17 protein-coding genes are annotated in these 18,494 nt (G+C 52.1%); 3 read left to right on the forward strand and 14 right to left on the reverse strand.

Going from position 1 to position 18,494, the window contains the following annotated elements; genetic code table 11:
- Window positions 1-247 precede the first annotated feature (247 nt).
- Window positions 248-1,414 carry an aminotransferase-like domain-containing protein gene (locus ACZ44I_RS05820; protein WP_464547904.1) on the forward strand — a complete coding sequence of 389 codons (1,167 nt, stop codon included), beginning with the start codon at window positions 248-250 and terminating at the stop codon, window positions 1,412-1,414.
- 23 nt (window positions 1,415-1,437) lie between these two features.
- Here ACZ44I_RS05820 and ACZ44I_RS05825 read toward each other — a convergent pair whose 3' ends face one another.
- Window positions 1,438-2,793: an MFS transporter gene (locus ACZ44I_RS05825; RefSeq protein WP_464547902.1), complete on the reverse strand. Its 1,356-nt coding sequence runs from the start codon at window positions 2,791-2,793 to the stop codon at window positions 1,438-1,440.
- A gap of 26 nt (window positions 2,794-2,819) precedes the next feature.
- Here ACZ44I_RS05825 and ACZ44I_RS05830 point away from each other — a divergent pair, with 26 nt between their 5' ends.
- Window positions 2,820-3,437: a class I SAM-dependent methyltransferase gene (locus tag ACZ44I_RS05830; RefSeq protein WP_464547900.1), complete on the forward strand. Its 618-nt coding sequence runs from the start codon at window positions 2,820-2,822 to the stop codon at window positions 3,435-3,437.
- Window positions 3,438-3,586: 149 nt separating this feature from the next.
- On the forward strand, window positions 3,587-4,084 hold the full coding sequence (locus ACZ44I_RS05835) for a cache domain-containing protein (protein WP_464547899.1): 498 nt from the start codon (window positions 3,587-3,589) through the stop codon (window positions 4,082-4,084).
- A gap of 51 nt (window positions 4,085-4,135) precedes the next feature.
- Here ACZ44I_RS05835 and ACZ44I_RS05840 read toward each other — a convergent pair whose 3' ends face one another.
- The 13 genes from ACZ44I_RS05840 to ACZ44I_RS05900 form a co-directional block, all read right to left on the reverse strand.
- Window positions 4,136-4,873 (reverse strand): PP2C family protein-serine/threonine phosphatase, encoded by a 738-nt coding sequence (locus tag ACZ44I_RS05840; RefSeq protein WP_464547897.1) that lies wholly within the window; start codon window positions 4,871-4,873, stop codon window positions 4,136-4,138.
- Window positions 4,874-4,941: 68 nt separating this feature from the next.
- On the reverse strand, window positions 4,942-5,388 hold the full coding sequence (locus tag ACZ44I_RS05845; RefSeq protein WP_464547895.1) for a ribonuclease III domain-containing protein: 447 nt from the start codon (window positions 5,386-5,388) through the stop codon (window positions 4,942-4,944).
- Entirely contained in the window at window positions 5,385-6,617 is a 1,233-nt protein-coding gene (gene mmp10, locus ACZ44I_RS05850; RefSeq protein ID WP_464547894.1) for a methyl coenzyme M reductase-arginine methyltransferase Mmp10, read from the reverse strand. The genes ACZ44I_RS05845 and mmp10 overlap by 4 nt, the downstream gene beginning before the upstream one ends.
- Before the next feature lie 29 nt (window positions 6,618-6,646).
- Window positions 6,647-7,810, reverse strand: a complete 1,164-nt coding sequence (locus tag ACZ44I_RS05855; protein WP_464547893.1) for a DUF362 domain-containing protein — start codon at window positions 7,808-7,810, stop codon at window positions 6,647-6,649.
- 18 nt (window positions 7,811-7,828) lie between these two features.
- On the reverse strand, window positions 7,829-9,658 hold the full coding sequence (locus ACZ44I_RS05860) for a threonine--tRNA ligase (RefSeq protein WP_464547890.1): 1,830 nt from the start codon (window positions 9,656-9,658) through the stop codon (window positions 7,829-7,831).
- Between the two features lie 53 nt (window positions 9,659-9,711).
- Window positions 9,712-10,269: a dCTP deaminase gene (gene dcd, locus ACZ44I_RS05865; RefSeq protein WP_464547888.1), complete on the reverse strand. Its 558-nt coding sequence runs from the start codon at window positions 10,267-10,269 to the stop codon at window positions 9,712-9,714.
- Complete coding sequence (locus ACZ44I_RS05870; RefSeq protein ID WP_464547886.1) at window positions 10,256-11,002, reverse strand: RNA methyltransferase; 747 nt, start codon at window positions 11,000-11,002, stop codon at window positions 10,256-10,258. The genes dcd and ACZ44I_RS05870 overlap by 14 nt, the downstream gene beginning before the upstream one ends.
- Before the next feature lie 3 nt (window positions 11,003-11,005).
- On the reverse strand, window positions 11,006-11,686 hold the full coding sequence (locus ACZ44I_RS05875; protein ID WP_464547884.1) for a phosphoglycerol geranylgeranyltransferase: 681 nt from the start codon (window positions 11,684-11,686) through the stop codon (window positions 11,006-11,008).
- On the reverse strand, window positions 11,683-14,472 hold the full coding sequence (locus ACZ44I_RS05880; RefSeq protein WP_464547882.1) for a DNA topoisomerase I: 2,790 nt from the start codon (window positions 14,470-14,472) through the stop codon (window positions 11,683-11,685). The genes ACZ44I_RS05875 and ACZ44I_RS05880 overlap by 4 nt, the downstream gene beginning before the upstream one ends.
- An 18-nt stretch (window positions 14,473-14,490) precedes the next feature.
- Complete coding sequence (gene gatB / locus ACZ44I_RS05885) at window positions 14,491-15,903, reverse strand: Asp-tRNA(Asn)/Glu-tRNA(Gln) amidotransferase subunit GatB (protein ID WP_464547880.1); 1,413 nt, start codon at window positions 15,901-15,903, stop codon at window positions 14,491-14,493.
- The gene (gene gatA / locus ACZ44I_RS05890) at window positions 15,900-17,198 is read right to left on the reverse strand and encodes an Asp-tRNA(Asn)/Glu-tRNA(Gln) amidotransferase subunit GatA (RefSeq protein ID WP_464547878.1); all 1,299 of its coding nucleotides are present in this window, start codon (window positions 17,196-17,198) and stop codon (window positions 15,900-15,902) included. The genes gatB and gatA overlap by 4 nt, the downstream gene beginning before the upstream one ends.
- A 1-nt stretch (window position 17,199) precedes the next feature.
- The gene (gene gatC / locus ACZ44I_RS05895) at window positions 17,200-17,469 is read right to left on the reverse strand and encodes an Asp-tRNA(Asn)/Glu-tRNA(Gln) amidotransferase subunit GatC (protein ID WP_464547876.1); all 270 of its coding nucleotides are present in this window, start codon (window positions 17,467-17,469) and stop codon (window positions 17,200-17,202) included.
- Window positions 17,459-18,475 carry an asparagine synthase C-terminal domain-containing protein gene (locus tag ACZ44I_RS05900; RefSeq protein WP_464547874.1) on the reverse strand — a complete coding sequence of 339 codons (1,017 nt, stop codon included), beginning with the start codon at window positions 18,473-18,475 and terminating at the stop codon, window positions 17,459-17,461. The genes gatC and ACZ44I_RS05900 overlap by 11 nt, the downstream gene beginning before the upstream one ends.
- Between the last annotated feature and the right edge of the window lie 19 nt (window positions 18,476-18,494).

The raw sequence follows: 18,494 nt of genomic DNA on the forward strand, positions 1-18,494 counted from the left end.
TTCTTCTTCTGTTCCCTTCATCATAGTGGTTTTTCAATAAGATTAGATTGTTGATGCTGTCTTCCTTATAGAGGAGGCAGAAAGAATATAAATAGAAGACGACGGTCAGAACAAACCGAACTATAATACCAGATCATAAATCCTTTGTGGGATTTATCCACAAATTTTATATAGAAAAAATTTGCATCAGGATCCTGCCGGGCAGCAGAAGAGAGAGCTTTTCGCTCTGCACCCCAAATAGAAATGCATGCAATTCTCCTTCTCAGACAGATACACAAGCACCCCAAAATCCTTTCTGGACGAGTTATTCAGGATCTCCCGCGACCCATCAATCATCTCATTTGCAGGCGGGCTGCCCGATACCAATCTCATCGATCTTGATGGAATCAGGGCAGCTGCCTCCACTGTTTTTGAGGAAAAAGGACGAACAGCCCTCCAGTATACAACCACTGACGGGTACCTGCCGCTCCGGGAGTACATTGCAGAGCGTTATCAAAAGCGGCTTGGAATTCCGGCAAGCCCGGATGAGATCCAGATAGTGAACGGCTCCCAGCAGTGTCTAGACATCATCGGGAAGATCTTCATATCAAAAGGAACGCATATCGGGATGGAATCACCCGGATATCTCGGGGCAATCGATGCCTTCTCTCTCTATGAACCACAAATCCACACCGTTCCCCTCACCGAAGGCGGTCCTGATCCCGATTCTTTTCAGGAGCTGATTGAGACCCGGCAACCCTCCTTCTTCTATGGGATTCCCAACTCCCAGAACCCATCCGGAACCAGTTACTCTGAAGATCGGAGAAAAGAACTGGCTGAGATACTGAGCGGTTCAGATTGTGCCTTCTTTGAGGATGACGCGTTTGGAGAGCTCTTCTTTGATGGGAAACCCCGCCTTCCAATGAAGCACTATCTCCCGGATCAGACGATACTCTCGGGATCATTCTCAAAGATCATTGCACCGGGACTTCGGATTGGATGGATCTATGCACCTGCTCCGGTTCTTGAGCGGTTCAATCATGCAAAACAGGCAGCCGATCTCCATTCCAATCTTCTCTCCCAGATGATTCTTCACGAGTACCTTCAGAGAAACGATCTTGATCATCATATCAGACAGATAACCCGCGTATATAAGGAGAAATGCAGGCGTATCTGTGAGCATCTCGATGTTCTCGGACTTGCCCATACCGAGCCCGCGGGTGGCATGTTCCTGATGGCAACACTGCCGGAAGGACTCTCCTCGATGAAGCTCTTTGCAGAAGGTGTGAAGGCCGGGGTTGCCATTCTCCCGGGGGTTCCATTTTATCCAGAAGGGGGAGGGGAGGATACGATCAGGATCAACTTCTCAAGCCCATCTCCTGAAGAGATCGATTGCGGTATGGAACGGCTTGGAGCAGCGCTCAGAACTCTCTGAAGCCGGGTTATCAAAGGTAAAATTCACGGGAGATACCGCCTTATTCCTGCCGACTGGAAGAGGATGAGCGCTGATACCCCAAGTACCACCAGGAAGATCACGGTGAATGCCTCCTCCGGCGCATAGATCGTCAGGGCGGCTCCGGCAACAATCGGGCCCAGTGCGCCCCCGATACTCTGGACCGTATGCAGAAAGGCACTCGCAGTCGCAGTATTGCCAGGTGGTGCGGAGGCGACAACGATCATATTGTCGATTGTCAGGAGAACCGACATGCCTGCCGAGAATATCATCCAGATACAGGCGATGAGGAGCGGGCTTGTCGGGAAGAGGAAGAAGATCCCACATCCAAGGAGGAGAGAGACCGATCCAAGAATGAAGGGAAGAACAACACCTTTTTTCGCGACCATATATCCGGCAAGGGGACCTGATATCATATCTGTCAGGGATCCTGGCATCATGAGAATCCCCACATAAATTGCAGAGAGGGCGAGACCGGCAGGGGATGAGATCAGGTAGGGCATCACCTGAAGAAGAATGAAGAATGAGAAGACGACCAGAAAGGCATTTATCGTGATTGCAGGAAAGGGTGGATCACGAATCATCCCGAGATCGAGGAGGGGGAAAGAGGTCTGCCTCTCATGCCTGAGAAAGAGAGAGAGCGAGGCGATTGAAACACCGGAACAGAGCCAGACAAAGGGATCGCTGATTCCTGCAAGGCCAATCCAGGTTATCGCAATCATACCTGAGAGGATCGAAAGCGCAAAGAGCACCATACCAATGAGATCGATCGCTACTTTCTTCCGCTCTCCATGATCAGGGATGATGAACCATGCCGAGATGATCAGGAGAAGAACGATCGGCATCATCACCAAAAAACAGGCACGCCATCCGATATGCTCGATAATAAACGCTCCTGACATGATCCCGACAAAGCTCCCCGCTCCATAGGTTGCAGCAAGAACCCCGATTGCTGTTGCCACCCATTCCACTGGTGTCTCCTCTGCAACAAGTGCATATGCAAGCGGTGCAACCGCAAGCCCGAGCCCCTGAAGCATACGGGAGAAGAGGAGGGTTGGCATATCTGGCGCATATCCGGCAAGGGCTATACCTGCACCATAGACGATCAGGCACGCAAGAACAATCCGGCGCTTACCGAGGATATCGCCAAGCGATCCGATGGCAAGGAGGAGAACAGCACCGACAAGCATCACAGCAGGGAGTATCCAGGCGATGATCACAGAAGAAATACCAAACTCTTCTTCGATCCCCGGAAACGCAGCGATGATCATCGCTTCTGTTGCCATCACTGTTGCAATGATGAGACCAAGGAGGATTAATAGATGGTGATACCGTTTTAGCCCGAACATGAGAGTGATCATATCAACCCGGAAAACCATGAATCTATATGGATCATCAGTCTCCCGTATCCCACCGCGATGCATGGAACGCGGAGTACCGGGAGCGGGGGAAACTCTATGGCGGAGCGCCGTTTCCACTCCCCGACATACCACGGGGAAGCTGTATCCTCGATCTCGGGTGCGGCAATGGAAAACACCTCCATCCAATGGAGGCGCGTGGATGGAGGGTTATCGGAATCGATCATGCCGAGGAGGCAATCAGGCTCTGCCAGGATAAATCTTATCTTTTAATAGGAGATGCCTGCAGACTTCCCTTCAAAGACCGATCATTTCATGCGATCATCGGGATTCATATCCTGGGGCACCTACCAGAGCAGATGCGTTCCCTGCTGATCAATGAAGCTTTTCGAATCCTGAAATCCGGGGGGATATTTCAATGCACGGTCTTTTCCAGAAGGGATATGCGGTGTGGAAAAGGGGAAGAGATACACCCGTTTACGTACCTGAGGCGGGGAATAATTACCCATTATTTCACTGAAGGGGAGGTTTGTGAGATGAAAGGGCCATTTCAGGAGGCAACAGCCTCACTTGAGAGCTACCCGGTCCGTTTCTCCGGGGAGTTATACACCAGGGAGCATATCACATTCACTTTCAGGAAATTATAAAATATCATACATAAAAACAAAGATTAATTGAATATATTTATCAATGAACTACATTCAGTATCTTTAATAAGGATGGATGAACGGATGGAGAATAGAAGAGTAATCGTTGTATTAATGCTGGTTTTCTGTTTCCTCATTGGAGCAACAGGATGTACCGACAGAGAAGGGGACTCTTCTCCGGAACCCCAATCATTGGTACTCTGATCACTGATCCTGTGACCGGACGCGAGGCTGCGGTTGTTGCAGTTCCGGTTTTGAGCGGGGATACGTTGATTGGAGTCATTGAAGCCATGATCGATCTCGGATCATTTTCAGAATCATTAGCCTCGGATCTCTCACTTGCCGGGACCGCCTACTTCGTCGCATTCAATGAAGAAGGTGTCGTTGCCCTCCATTCACATCCGGAGAAGATCGGTGTTATATCCCCAGGCGTCACAGATACCTTCTCAGAAGCAATACGGACGATCATTTCCGGAGAAGAAGGCGAAGTAGGATTCTATGAGGATGGCATCTATCATCAGGCTGCCTTCAGGGCATCAAAAGTCTCAGGCTGGAGATATATCATCGCAGAACAGGGCACACCACCCATCCCGCCAAAGACACGGGCAGAAGAAGAGCTCGAGAGCCTGATCGAGTCAAATGACTGATCTTCTGCAGAATAAAGAGCCGTGAGATCCGGCTCAACACCTTTTTTATGATCAGACGGGATGGCGATAGATGACTGCGGTTGCGTTATCTGGTGTGATCATCAGCACTTTCTGCATTAATCGTTGGAGAATATCGGCAGGATCCAGACGGAGCGATTCACAGACAAGAGTATCCTCATCAATATATTCATAAAAACCATCAGTTGCCAGCAGGAGTACATCACCCGGATGCAGGATATCCATGGTCAGATTGACGGCAAAATCACCTCCGATACTCCGTGTGATATATGATCGAAGCGGATGGTGAGGAATCTCACATGGATCAATAAGACCATGCTCAACCATATCAGAGACAAGTGAATGATCCTTTGTAACCGAAATAACCTGCCCGGAGAGATGGTATGCACGTGAGTCACCGGTATTGGCAATGATTGCAACCCCCCGCCTGATTAAGGCTGCAACAAGAGTGGTGCCCATCCCTTTCGCATCCCCTACAGCTGCTTCTTTTACTGCGCAATCGGCAGCTGCAAAACCATCACGGAGGATCTGATGACATTCGTCATTTCCAAGTCCGGCCGTGTATTTGTCAGAAATAAAATCCTTCAGCGTCGATATGGCAAGTGACGATGCCCTATCCCCGGCCCGTTGACCGCCGATGCCATCGGCCACCGCAATCAGGTACCCGGATGGAAGCGGGAGGATGGTGTATGAGTCTTCATTTACCGTTCTACCCCCCCGGCACGTGATTCCGGCAACCTCTCTTCCGACCGTCACCATCTGCCCGATCATATCAACAACCCTGCTACCTGAAAAAGCATTCAAAGCTTTAGTACAGTTTTATCGCAGGCGAGGTTACTTCAATCTTTCTTATCAGCTACGATAAGGGAGGCGTTTAGTACTGATTTCACAGCATCCATCCCATTATCAAGATACAGGGCGCCGATCAACGCCTCATAACATTCTGCAAGCACCCGGCCCGATGTCCAGATCTCCATCAGCCTCTCCCCCTTCCCCCAGAGGACATAATCGGAGAGATCAAGAGATTCTGCGGCATTTCTGAGCCTGACCATATTCACAGTGTTTATCTTTTTGTTTGTTATTGTGCCTTTATCGGACTCCCCCTGAAAAATAATTGCTTCAAGAACAGCCAGTTCAATAACCGCATCCCCAAGGACTGCGAGCGCATCCATATGGCCTGCTGCGTCTATGCCAGCCTCACGGGCATATGCGGATCTGGTGAGGGCACGGGTGAGAAGGTCAGGATTCTGAAAAGTGTAGCCGAGTGATTCTTCAAGGGATCTCATCTATCACCATACAGATTGATCAACCGGATCAGATCGGAAAAACCGGACATTTCCATCTCAAGCACACCGGCACGGGTCATCCCCATGCTCGTCTCGGCATCCGCGGTCAGGCATTCCGGTCCCCGAAGAACCCTGCGTTCGGTTCCATCTGCCGAAAGTATCGATTCAGCCTCGGGAAGGTGGACAAATGAACGTCCAGGTATGATCACAGTATCGGCAAGGCAACTGAGATCGACCTTCCGGAGATCGTCAGCTGTGATCAGGCAGGCAATCTCTTTTTCAACGGCGATCACATCGCCGCCGCCACAGCTCTGAAGAATGTCACGGATAAACGGAGCCGCAACGCTCCCCGTGATTACACTTGCGGATCCCTGGATTCGTGGGAGTCTTGTAAGCAGATCGGGTTCATTTCTGATCGCAAAAGGAGAGCCAAACTCAGGATCAAAGACCGGGGTGCCTGAAACCTTCATCGAACATCTCGATGCGATAGATCTGATCATCTCTGCAAACTCGTTCACCGTCTGGACAGGATGATCAGGTATGATTGGTGCGTTCCCAAGAATAAGACCCTGCTCTGTTGCATTGGCAAACCGCATCAGGATATGCCCTTTCACCCCTCTCTCCTGAAGCCAGTGGCATGTCTCTTCCAGAACCGCCCCGTCATTGACACCGGGAAGAATAACAGATGCTGCATAGACATCGATCTTAGTTGCCAGACGTTCCAGAACTGCAAGCGATGCCTCGGGTGTCGGATCATGCATATGCGCCCTTCTCAGTTCCGGATCGGAGGCAAAGACAGTGAATGAGATCTCTGAGAGACCTGAGTCTATAAGGATATCAGCTATAGCCGGATCGTCAAAACCCTTGCCGCTTGTGTATCCGATATGGAGCGGCGCCTCAAGGGTGGCCAGAAGCTCGACCAGATCGATGAATTCTGGATAGCAGCTTGGGTCCCCCCCGCCGCTGATGGTAATCCGGGAGATATCTCCCCTGACAGACTGAATATCAGCAAGGACGGAGTCTGCCACCTCACGAAGCGGCTTGAATCCGGAGTACTCCTCTTTCACGCCGCGGCTGCAATAATCACATCCCTTGATAAAAGGAAGGCAGTATCGGCAGCCAAATGGTGGAATTTCATGTTTACCCGTATGCCTGAAGTAGCAGTACGAACAGAACCCACGGCAATCCATACCCGGGCGGCCACCGATATCAACCGTCAGCTGAACCATTCAGTAGCGTTTGGTGCGGAAGGTAATAATTACTGCCGATTGCCGAGGATGATACGTGAGAGCAGCCCCTGCCTGAGCTGAATCGCCGCTGCCTCACAGGATTCATGACAGCAGTAACACCGGATGCAGAGAGCGAGATTGATCTCTGCCCGCCTTTCACGAAGAGAGGCGGCATCTGCGGGGCAGATCCTGACGCATGCACCGCATCCTATACAGGCAGAGGGCACGACCACTGGATAGGGGAGAAGAAAACGGCCTTCTCTCTGGAAACGGGCAAGTATCTTCCGGGAGATCTTCATAAGAAGCCCTGCGGGGCGGGCAGTATCCGGAAGGCGGAACGCGGGGATCGTGAGAGACGCCGGATCATCACCGACAATAACCGGCTCTCCATCAATCAGGCCACGCTCCTCTGCCGCTCGTTGTGTCGGAACAATATTCCCCGGAATCCCGATGATCCGGCAGGCAACAGAATCAAGTGCATGGGGGTTCCGTGATGCTAAAATCAGGCCGACAGGTGCTGGTGTTCCTGAGAGAGGTCCGTTTCCCTCCATCCCCACAACTGCATCCATCAGGTGAAGAACCGGGACAACCGCACCATGCAGATCGATGAGCATCGCCGAGAAGGCATCTGCATCAGGGAACCGTGAATGAAAAGCGGACTTTTCATGTCCCGGAACAACCCCGAAGAGGTTCTTGACAGCACCGGTATAGGTCGTCAGAAGATGGGTCTTTGGTTTTGAGAGGGAGATGATCGCGTCAGCCTCAACTGCCGGGGTGATGACAAGAAACCGTTTCACCACCCTGCCCTCAGGAGATGAGATTGTTGTATGCGATACATTCTCATTCAAACTGACACCCGAAATCGCAGCAAGTGGAGCATAGCCTGATCGCTCATATGCCCTCTTCAAAGCAGCCGGAGTATACCGGGTGCCGGCACCTGGACTGTCACCGATGATAACCTGGCACCCGTGAGCGGTCAGAATACGGGCAACAGATCTGAGAACAGATGGATGGGTGGTGACTGCTTTTTTCGGATCTGCCCCGGTGAGGAGGTTTGGCTTGAGGAGAACAGTCATCCCCGGAGAGACAAACGAGCCGATACCGCCGAGATGATCGATCGCCTGCAACACCGCCGCATCCACTTCTGCTTCATCATAGGTGGAACAGAGAACAGATGAAACGGTTGCAGTCATAAAAAGAGAGTGTGAGAATTAGATATACCGGGGCTTCATCGAGAGGAGTTTCTGGGTATAGAGCGGCCTGAAGGGCATTCCTTTCGTCTCGGAACGGACTGCTACAATCAGATCATCAACAGTGAGCTGCTCCTTGTATGGCTTTTTGGGGTCGGATTTGGAACGTATTGTTACGGTCAGTACACCGGATTCTTCCTCCTGATCCCCGACAACGACCACAAAAGGCACCCAGTCCATACCAGCCTCACGGATCTTCTTGCCCACAGACTCTTCCCGATCATCGAGATCGGTCCGGATATCCGCCCCATTTAATGCAGATGCAACCTTCGCGGCAAAGTCATTATTTCTGCTTGAGACGGGGATAAGACGAACCTGGGTCGGAGCAAGCCAGACCGGGAATGACGGCACCTTCATTTTTGCCGTTCCTTCCAGCATTGCACAGATCACCCGTTCTATAGATCCGGTTGGCGAACAGTGCAGGATCGGGGGATGGACAACATTTCCATCCCGATCAATATAGGAGATACCGAACCGATCTGCACTCTCGACATCAATCTGGACTGTAGGATTCTCAATAGGACGATCCTGGCTGTCGATTGCGGCAAGATCGATCTTTGCCACCCAGTAATGAACCCGGTCAGAGAGGATCTCAACCAGGATCGGTCTGCCCGAGATCTTCGCAACCTTCTTCACCCAGTCTGCATGTTCGTCATAGAAGTCCCGCGTGCACCGGAATGCAGCTTCAAGCGGAGTTCCGAGATCCTCACCGCTCTTCCATCCCATGAGAAGCTGTTCTTCAAAACAGGAGAGTGCATTATCCATATCCTTTGTGAGGGTATGCATATCCGGCATGGTGAAGGTACGGAGCCGCTTTAAGCCGATCACCTCTCCCTTCTGCTCATGGCGGAATGAGTAGGTGGAGAGCTCGTACATCTTCATCGGGAGATTATTTGGAGAGATATGCATATCATGCATAATCGAGAACATGCCGAAACAGGCGGCAAACCGAAGCATCATATTCCGGTTATTCGACTTGAAGCGATACTGCCGCTCACCAAATTTCCCTGCATGCTCAAAGATAGCAGGATCGCCGAGATCGTACATCACCGGTGTCTCAACCGGGGATCCGCCGTACTCAAGAACTGTCCTGAGGCAGTAGTCTCCCAGAAGATCACGGATCAGCTTGCCCCGCGGCATCCACCTGAGATTGCCAACATCGGATTTTGCCTCGTAATCGACAAGCTCCTTTGCCCGCATCAGCTCCACGTGAACCGGATCTCCGCCTGTTGGAACAGCAGAACCCATCTCCTTCTCGATTAAGCGGCTGAAATTTGAGCCATCGATATACTCGCCGATATCCTTCTTCTCTCCATCAGGAGTGAGAACAAACCATTCGCGGGAAATTTCCTTCTTTGCCGGATTATTCTCTGATCCTCCGGGAAGAAGGGTTCGGGAGAGTTCGGAGAGAGGATGCCCTTTGCATGAGAGTTTGAATGATTTGTACCACCCAAACGGAGCCCTCTTCACTTCAACACTTCCCTTAAGCATCTCTTCAAGGGCTTTTAATGCCGCTACTGCCTGTTTCGGCTGCGCGAGATCATGTGAGAGATGGGCATAGGGGTAGATCATCACCCGCACCGATCCCACCTTCCCGGCAGTTGCCAGGATCTCATCTGCCGCCTGTCTGACGACATCCATGATATCTTCCTCGTCGACCGACTCAACTGCACAGAATGCAGCAATGGCATCATTGAGGGAATCTTTATCGATTATTTCCTCTTCAGCCACTGCTGTCTTTTTCTGTGCCTCATACTCAATAAAATCCGAATGTATCAGAAGAAGCCGCATTATTAACCTTCCCAAATCCAGTACGTATGCGTATCAATAAGTTATATAACAATTCAGTCATGCCGTTTGTTCCCGGCATACCGGGAGAGCGTTGCCTGCCGCTGATCCATATATTTGGCATCGGGCTTTTTGTCATACGGGGTTGCCGCGCGTTCGGTTGTATAGAAGACCAGTTGTCCGATAGGCATTCCCGCATAGACCCTGACCGGCCTGACATTCACATTACACATCTCAAGTGTGATGGTGCCGCGGAACCCGGCATCGATCCAGCCCCCGGTCTGGTGCAGTTCAACGCCGAACCTGGCAATACTGCTCTTGCCTTCAATAGATGCCACAATATTGTCGGGAAGACCAATCACCTCAAGCGTCTCGGCCAACACAAACATCCCCGGCAGGATATCAAAATAATCGGCAAAGGTCTCCTCAGTCTCCGATTCTATGCTCTTTTTGTCATAGGGATCGATGACAGAATCTCCCGGACGGTACCAGACAAAATGGTTACCAAGCCGGATATCAAGGGAGTTTGGTTGAACCAGCTCAGGCTTGTATGGGTCAATCAGAATATGCCCATGATTGATCCGATCGCTGATCTCCCAGTCAACAAGAATCATCACTCTTTTGTGGCACCTGATCAGACTTATCGCTTCCTTCTGGATTGTCAAGGTGCCACTCGGTTCTCCGTAAAAGACCATGAAGAGTACTTGCCTCGCGTGCAGTCAACAGGGTTCTTCCGAGGATTCGTCTCACCAGAAGGAGTGTTGTTGCCCGTTTTTCAGGAGGGTGGGAGATCCGATCGAGAAATGAGCTGATATGGGAGAAGAGGTAATCCATCTCGAATCGTGATGCAAGCTGGTATTCGCCACGGGGAAGATGTGCCAGCTCATAACAGAGGATTCCAACTGCATGGGAGATATTGATGATCGGATAGATCTCTGAAGTCGGGATGGTGCAGATGATATCTGCCTGCGAGATCTCCTCGTTGTTCAGCCCCCAGTTCTCTCTTCCAAACAGAATGGAGATCCTGCCATTGATCGGAGCGATGATATCACGGAGTTCGGCAGGAGAGTAAAACGGCATCCGCATCGGGTTTGTCACTGACTTTCCGAGTGTCCCGGTGGTGGCGATTGTGACCGCACTCCGTTCAAAGACCTCATCAAGGGTGATTTGCTCTGCAGATTCCAGCACGTCACGGGCATGTGAGGCGCGGGCTTTTGCCTCATTCCCGAGTTCACAGGGGTTGATGAGAACAAGGTTTGTGAAACCGAAGTTCTTCATTACTCGTGCTGCAAACCCGACATTACCCTCATAGAGGGGTTCGACAAGGACGATATCAACCTCGGGCATCCTCTACCGGACCGCCCGGACCGTTGCCTTCAGCGCCTCGATCCCCGCCTCATACACGGCATTCCCAACAATGATGGTATCTGCATACCTGCTCATCTCGGCGGCACGTTCTGCACTGTTGATCCCGCCGCCATAGAAGACCCGGGCATCTGTGACTACTTCAGAGACTGCTTGTACAACTGCCGGATCTCCATAGGTACCGGAATATTCGATATACACAACCGGGAACCGGAAGTATCGATCGGCAACAGCTGCATATGCAGCGACATCGGCAGGAGCGAGAGTGCAATCAGATCCGGTCACTTTCGCAACTGAAGAGTCGGGATTTAAGACGATATATGCCTCAGGAACAACCCGCTGCCAGTCAATTGGATAATTCCTGACCCACCGCTCATGCTGGCCGACGATCCAGCGGGGATGGGATGCGTTCAGGACACTCGGTACAAAGACGAGATCCATCCCATCAAACCGTGCACCACCGGGTTCAGCCGGTTCAACGACGATCGGGAGGTTATAATCCCGCACACAATCGTACAGGACTGCAAGCTTCTCAGGGGTGACATCGAGTGTTCCTGAGAGCATGATTGCATCGGTCCCGCTTGTTGCGACTGTTTCTATGGCATCCCTGTCAAGGGAGCGATCGGGATCCAGCTTTGTTATATGAACCCATTGTTTCCAGTTCATGGTTTTGCCGCCTGTTTTTTCAGTGTTGCCAGCGCCTCATGGGAGATGCCGGGGATTTGATCTCCTGCATCGAGGAGTGTTTTCCGATTGTAAATGCCAGCAGCTGCAAGTTTCTGAAGTGTTGCCTCACCGACACCCGGCATCTCAAGGAGTTCGGCCTGTCCTTTCCTGAAAGTGGCATTGGTGATCTTCTCAGGATTTTTCAGGTTATAATAGTCGCATACCCGTGATACATGTTTGATCACTGTCTCAATGGTAACTCCCGATGCAACCGCAATGCCGGCAGGATGTATCCGGGTAAAATCCTCAGGAGATGAGATGCCGGCTGCCAGGTATTTCTTCAGGGATGCAGCAGGGATGCCCAACTCCCGCAGGACTTTGGTATCGCTCTCCATCTTTGCTTCTCTGATGAGTGTTTCAGCTTCTTCTGCGGAAACACCGGCTTTTTTCAGCAGGGCGGCATCAGCCCGGCCGAGTGCGGCGATATCACACACCCCTGCCTCGATGAGCATATTGGCAACCTTTGCCGGGCTCCTTCCTCTTCGTGGAGTAATATGCGAGCGGATGAACTTCTTCATCTCGGTCCTCCGCTTCAGCAGAGCGATCACCTCTTCTGCACCCTTCTGAATGGATATTGCTTTCTGAGGAGAGATTCCAAGAATCTCTGCGAGAGTATCGGTATTTTGGCCGATAAGATCAATGATCGAGTATATATGGTGGGCATGCAATGCGGTGATCATATCCTCACTACATTCGGGGATCATTCCAAGCGCCTCTTTATTGGAGGCAATATGGGAGCAGAGAGGGCAGCCAAGATCCCACGGGCGGGCACCTTTCCTGACGAGGCTGATATGATGAAGGGAGTGTTCGGGGCAGATCTCTTTTTTCCTGACCGCACCCCCCCAGGTTCCGGGTGGAAGGCTGATATTGAAGGTGCAGTCCGGGTAGTGCATGCACCCGATGAACTGGGATGAACCCATCTTCCGTATCCTGAGCGAATGGCCGCAGACCGGGCAGGGTCCGACGATCGACTCCTCAACCGTCATCTCCATGATATCTTCCCCGATCATCTCCTGGTTTACCTCAAGCTGGTTAAAGACGCAGTTGAGCATCTCCCGTGATTCAGTAAGCACATCTGACGACTGTTTCTTTCCCACCTTGATCTGGTTCATATGATCTTCAAGCGATCGCGTCATCTCTGGCCGTGTGATGGTATCGGCATGGGTGGAGAGTGTATCGGTCACAGCACGTCCGACAAGTGTCGGGCGCAGTGGATTGCCTTCGATATACTTTCGTCCGATGAGTTTCTGGATGACTTCATGCCGGGTACTCTTTGTTCCAAGGCCAAGTTCCTCCATCCGCTGAATCAGGCGGCTCTGGGTATAGCGTGCAGGAGGTTTTGTCTCTTTCTCATCGAGGTGGACGGCGATTATCGGAAGGATCATCCCGGCAGCCAACTCAGGGAGGATGAGCTCTTTTGCATCGGAGTAGGGGTAGATGCGTCGGTATCCCGGTACAACAAGCCTGCTTCCGGTTGTGGTATAAGGCTCGCTTCCCGCAGTCATGTTCACCTTCAGCGTCTTCCATTTCGCATCAGGGGAGAGGGTTGCAAAGAAGCGTCTGACAATAAACTCATAGAGCTTCCAGGCACCCTCACCAATCTTGTCAGGACTTCCATAGCTTGTGGGGTGAATCGGCGGATGATCGGTCGTCTCTTTCTTTCCACGGGTCGGGTGTGGCCGCATGTTGGACATGACCCATCTTCCATCCTCTGCAAAGACGCCATGCGAGAGATCCTGGACAATACCTTTCAGATTAAGGCTTTTCGAATAGACGGTATTGTCGGTTCTGGGATACGAGATGAATCCGTTCATATAGAGATCTTCTGCAACCCGCATCGCGTTAGCCGCCGAATAGCCAAGTCTCCCTGCGGCAACGATCAGTGTCGTCGTATCAAGCGGGGAAGGGGCTCGATCGTTCTTCTCCCCTTCGATCACCTCGGTGATGGTGAGGGGTGAAACTGATGCGGCAACAGCGGCTTCTGCATCGGCCTTCTCTTTGAATCTGCCATGGGTATGGCGAGCCTCGATCTCGCATCCTCCCTTCTCCGTGTCGAGCCTTACCATCCAGTATGTTTCAGGGACAAACGCCTCGATCTCCCGTTCCCTCTCAACGATCATCGCCAGTGTCGGGCTCTGCACACGGCCGACAGAGAGAATATTCATACCACCACGTTTTGCTGCAATGGAGATGAAACGGGTAAGGGATGCACCCCAGACGAGATCCACAATCTGTCGGGTCTCCCCGGCTGCGGCGAGGTTGAAATCCAGTGGTTGTGTCTCTGCAAATGCCCTCTGTATCTCTTCAGGTGTGATAGCTGAGAAGCGGGCACGATCAATCGAAACAGTCTTATTCACGGCACGGACAAGCTCATATGCCTCTTTTCCGATGAGTTCGCCTTCGGTATCGTAGTCGGTGGCGATTGTAACGAGATCTGCTCTTTTAGCTGCCTTCTGAAGGATGGAGACGAGCTTCGCCTCGGTAGCCCTCTTGATGATCCCAGCTTCAATGAGTGATCTGGGAGGATGGGTTGCACTCCGCCAGTTATCATAACCGGGCTCAAAATCAACCTCAACAACATGGCCCCTCAACCCCATGACTTTGGTATCCCCAAACTCATAGACAAAGACAGAGCCATCCTTTTTTGTGGAGAGCTTCCCTTTACCCGCAAGTATTTCGGCAATCCTCCTTGCGGCAATATTCTTCTCAGCTATTATCAAATGCACGGAAAACACAACCTCCAATCATTCCTTCAGAAGATCGGCGATTATTTTCGCGATCTCTTTTGGATCTGCACGCCCTCGTGTTGCCTTCATCACCTGGCCGACGAGGAAGTTGATTGCCCCCGCCTTTCCGGCCCGGTGATCGGCAACGGCTGCTTCATTTTCCTTGAGAACCGAGGCGACAGTATCAACAATCGAATCGCCTTTCTCCTTTGAAAGTCCAAGACGTGCGATAATCTCCCCGGGCATCTCAGGCTGCTGTTCCTCCATCACCTGGTTCAGGATGATCCTTAGAACCTCGACTGCTGATGTGTCAGTGACTGATCCCTTCTTCACTTCCTGAAGGAGGGCGCTATAGTGGGGAACCGGTACCTTTGTCACCGGCATGTCACGGTAATTCAGCTCACCGAGAAGAATATCCGCAGTCCATGGGGCGGCGATCTCCGGCATATCTGAGGCGACCTCCTCGAAGAATTCGGCAAGCTTCAGATCCCCGGTCAGGGTTCGGGCATGGTTTTGGGAGATCCCGTACTGCTGCATGAACCGATCCCGTCGTGCATCAGGCAGCTCGGGAAGAGGGATCTCGTCGACCCATGAACTGACCTCAAGCGGGGCGAGATCTGGCTCGGGGAAGTAACGGTAATCATGCTCCATCTCCTTTGAACGGGCGGAGGTGGTGACACCGCGTGCCTCCTGATAATGCCGTGTTTCGCGGACAATCTGAGCATTTCTCCGGATCATCCCTTTCTGCCGTGTTATCTCAAAGGTAAGGGCTTTCTCTACACCCTTGTAGCTGGTGATATTCTTCACCTCGACCCGTTCATATCCTTTGAGCGAGATATTGGCATCGACCCGGAGTGAGCCCTCCCGTTCGGAATCATAAATCCCAAGGTACTCGAGGGTTGCCCGGAGTTTATTCAAAAACCTTCGCGCCTCTTTTGGAGAAGAGAGCTGGGGTTCCGTCACAATCTCGATTAATGGAACACCGGACCTGTTGTAATCGACAAGTGTGTAGCGACCGCGATCCCCGCTTCCTTTATGAACAAGCCGGCCGGGATCCTCCTCCATGTGTATCCGGGTAAGTTCAACCCTTTTCTCACCGCCATTTTCTGCCTCGATATCGATATAGCCGCCAAGTGCGAGAGGTTTGTCATACTGGGTGATCTGGAATGCTTTTGGAAGATCCGGGTAGAAATAGTTCTTCCGTGCAAATTCAGAATATTCAGGAACCTTGCAGTGGAGAGCTTTTGCAACCTTCAGTGCATACAGAACCGCCTGTTTGTTCGTCACCGGCAGCGTTCCCGGCAGACCAAGGCAGATCGGGCAGACATGGGTGTTTGGCCCGTCATCACGGTAATCAGTTGAACAGCCACAGAAGAGTTTCGTCTTCGTATTCAGCTGGCAGTGAATCTCAAGCCCGATGATGACAGTCATGCAATACCCTCCTCAAAGGCGAGTGCAGCCGAAAGAATCTCATCCTCTGACCTGTGTTTTCCGATCAGCTGGAGGCCGACGGGGAGATTGTGGGCAGTGCCACAGGGAACTGATATCGCCGGGACACCCGCAAGGTTTGCCGGAACCGTCAGGATGTCAGCGAGGTACATCGAGAGCGGGTCACTCGTCTCTCCGAGGGGGAGAGCGACACAGGGCATTGTCGGGCCCGCGAGCATATCAACAGTCTCAAAAAGGCGGGCAAAATCATTCCGCACCATCTGCCGTGCTGCCTGTGCTTTTGCATAATACTTCCCCTGATATCCGGCAGAGAGAGCAAAGCTGCCAAGCAGGATTCGGCGCCGAACCTCTTCGCCAAACCCGGTCTTCCGGATATGAGAGTATGCATCATGCCAGGAACGGACGAAATCCGGCGCCGTGCCAAACCTGACCCCGTCATATCTGCCAAGATTTGAGCTTGCCTCGCTCATCGAGGTGACATAGTATGCGGCAAGTGCATACTCCATGCTCGGCATGGAGCAGGAGATGATCTCAGCACCAAGTTCCTGAAGCCGGTCTATCCCCGACTGTACGGTTTTTGCAACCTCAGGATCGACCCCTTCTCCAAAAAATTCAGCAGGGACTCCGATCCGTTTCCCGGCGATCTCCGCTTTCAGGGGAGCAGGTGCAGGAAGATCCAGACTGGTCCCGTCGCGTGGATCATAACCGGCGATGACAGAATACAAAAGAGCGCAGTCCCTGACATTCCCTGCAAGCGGTCCGATCTGCTCCATAGAGTTTGCATAGGCAATCAGCCCGTACCGGGAGACACGGCCATAGGTCGGCTTCAGGCCAACGATCCCGCAGAAAGAGGCTGGACAACGGATTGATCCTCCGGTATCGGTACCGAGTGCCATTTGTACCATTCCTGATGCAACAGCGGCAGCCGATCCTCCTGACGAGCCGCCGGGTGCCCGTGTCGGATCAGCAGGATTCGTGGTCGGTCCAAATGCAGAGGTTTCGGTGGTAGTGCCCATTCCAAATTCATCCATATTGGTTTTACCAACGATCGCAGCACCTGCTGACCGGAGGAGGGTTATGACATGGGCATCGTAGGGTGGGATGTAGCCTTTGAGGATATTTGAGCCGCAGGTGGTCTCTATTCCGGCTGTTGAGATATTGTCCTTGACGGCAACCGGAATGCCACAGAGAGGGCCTTCGCCATACTCAGCCTCACGGCAGATGGTGATGAAGGCATTGTGGGGATCATGATGATCAAACGAGTATCGGGATCCCATCTCAGATCACCCTCGGTGCCCGGATGAACCCATCTTCCGGATCGGTTGCATTCATCAGGACTTCATCATGTGAGAGGGAAGGAACAACCTCATCATCCCGGAAGACATTCGACCGAAGAGGGGCTGCATCACCACCCACCGGAACAGAATCAAGTACATCGAAATAATCCAGTATTGCATTGAACTGGACGGTAAAAAGTTCCAGTTCTGATTCATCAACGCCGATATCGGCGATTGTGGCGATATGTGCTACATCCTCTTTAGATACCATGCTCTGCCCTACCATCCTGAATATACTTCATGTACCCTTGTACGGCTCTTTTAAAACCTCTTTCCCGTGCACAAGACCTGATAACCTTCCAGACACCGCTGCCATACTGCATCGCTTTCTTCTCGTACCATGCGATATTCTCAGGCAGATATGCAGAAGCTACCGATCGGAGAGGGAATTTTCGTATACCTGAGCTGATCATCTCACCAACCGGAATCCGATCTGCGGCGCGCACGACCCTGATATCAAGGTAGGGAAGCGAGACCAGGACAGAAAAGAGCCCGGAAACCGCCTGATCCCGTGCAAACTGTCTTGGGAGGTCTGCGATATCCGCGGTTCTGTCTGCTTTGAGATCAGAACTCTCAAGGTACCTTGTATACCCGCAGAAGAGTTCATCAGCACCCTGCCCGGAGATGATCCGATCATATCCACAATCGGCAGCTGCTTCACAGAGGAAGAAGCTGGTTGCGGCAATTGAGGCATCAACCGGATTTATGGAAGGAAGGAGTGAGAGTATCTGCCGAAGTACAGGCTCCACGCGAGATGGATCGATCTCTCCTGTAATAAGGTCACACCCGATTGCAGCTGCCACCTCTTCTGCACGGTTGAGATCGTGCGATCCGGAGATCCCAACAGCAAGGCAGGGGCGATCGGCAAGAGTCGCGATGAGAGAGGAGTCGACTCCTCCCGAGAGGGCAACAACGCTCTTTTCACTGGTCCGGAGGGAAACAGCTTCCCTGATGGCATCTTCAAGCGGCATCTCCGGGGGATTTGGCTCAATGCGGCAGATGGTCCCGCCATTCTTCTGGAAGGTACCCGGGGGGGCGTTGCCGGGCACCACGCCAAGGGAATCACGGAGCCGGTATACCCCATACTCGATCATAAACTCCCCACCGAAACGGCATACTCTCTCCTGCTCCTCTTCGAGAATAAACCGGATCTGATCGTCTGTCAGGAGGGTCCCCCCCTCTTCCACCCATCCACGGATTGATAATTGTGTTTCCATTAAGGTTACTCCGGCATTC

Source organism: Methanocalculus pumilus, assembly GCF_055382585.1.

Coding starts and splice junctions, on each gene's coding strand:
- ACZ44I_RS05820 (WP_464547904.1), top strand. CDS start 248: ATGCAATTCTCCTTCTCAGACAGATACACAAGCACCCCAAAATCCTTT.
- ACZ44I_RS05825 (WP_464547902.1), bottom strand. CDS start 2,793: ATGATCACTCTCATGTTCGGGCTAAAACGGTATCACCATCTATTAATC.
- ACZ44I_RS05830 (WP_464547900.1), top strand. CDS start 2,820: ATGGATCATCAGTCTCCCGTATCCCACCGCGATGCATGGAACGCGGAG.
- ACZ44I_RS05835 (WP_464547899.1), top strand. CDS start 3,587: ATGTACCGACAGAGAAGGGGACTCTTCTCCGGAACCCCAATCATTGGT.
- ACZ44I_RS05840 (WP_464547897.1), bottom strand. CDS start 4,873: ATGATCGGGCAGATGGTGACGGTCGGAAGAGAGGTTGCCGGAATCACG.
- ACZ44I_RS05845 (WP_464547895.1), bottom strand. CDS start 5,388: ATGAGATCCCTTGAAGAATCACTCGGCTACACTTTTCAGAATCCTGAC.
- mmp10 (WP_464547894.1), bottom strand. CDS start 6,617: ATGGTTCAGCTGACGGTTGATATCGGTGGCCGCCCGGGTATGGATTGC.
- ACZ44I_RS05855 (WP_464547893.1), bottom strand. CDS start 7,810: ATGACTGCAACCGTTTCATCTGTTCTCTGTTCCACCTATGATGAAGCA.
- ACZ44I_RS05860 (WP_464547890.1), bottom strand. CDS start 9,658: ATGCGGCTTCTTCTGATACATTCGGATTTTATTGAGTATGAGGCACAG.
- dcd (WP_464547888.1), bottom strand. CDS start 10,269: ATGATTCTTGTTGACTGGGAGATCAGCGATCGGATCAATCATGGGCAT.
- ACZ44I_RS05870 (WP_464547886.1), bottom strand. CDS start 11,002: ATGCCCGAGGTTGATATCGTCCTTGTCGAACCCCTCTATGAGGGTAAT.
- ACZ44I_RS05875 (WP_464547884.1), bottom strand. CDS start 11,686: ATGAACTGGAAACAATGGGTTCATATAACAAAGCTGGATCCCGATCGC.
- gatB (WP_464547880.1), bottom strand. CDS start 15,903: ATGACTGTCATCATCGGGCTTGAGATTCACTGCCAGCTGAATACGAAG.
- gatA (WP_464547878.1), bottom strand. CDS start 17,198: ATGGGATCCCGATACTCGTTTGATCATCATGATCCCCACAATGCCTTC.
- gatC (WP_464547876.1), bottom strand. CDS start 17,469: ATGGTATCTAAAGAGGATGTAGCACATATCGCCACAATCGCCGATATC.
- ACZ44I_RS05900 (WP_464547874.1), bottom strand. CDS start 18,475: ATGGAAACACAATTATCAATCCGTGGATGGGTGGAAGAGGGGGGGACC.